Genomic DNA, 223 nt, shown 5'->3' with positions numbered 1-223 from the left:
TGTCAGTGTCGGTGCAAGGCTATCTATGGTGCCCGCTTGTGTCGCGCCGCCTGTATTGCCTGCCGCATCGGTAATGCTGGCTTGCACACTGTAGCTGCCTTCTGGTAATTCTGGGCTGATTGCTTGCCAGTTGCCGTTGGCATCCACTGTGGCGGTAATGGGAGTTTCATCGCCATTACTGTCGGTGATAACAATGTTTACAACGGTGCCTTCAGGCTCTGTT

At 53.8% G+C, this 223-nt stretch carries 1 protein-coding gene; it reads right to left on the bottom strand.

The features are described from left to right. On the bottom strand, window positions 1-223 hold a 223-nt coding region (locus WDB87_RS00020), incomplete at both ends, for an Ig-like domain-containing protein (RefSeq protein WP_337848631.1).

This window comes from Pseudoalteromonas sp. C12FD-1 (genome assembly GCF_037414265.1).
Taxonomy (GTDB): Bacteria; Pseudomonadota; Gammaproteobacteria; order Enterobacterales; family Alteromonadaceae; genus Pseudoalteromonas.
This window is presented reverse-complemented; position numbering and strand designations above follow the sequence as displayed.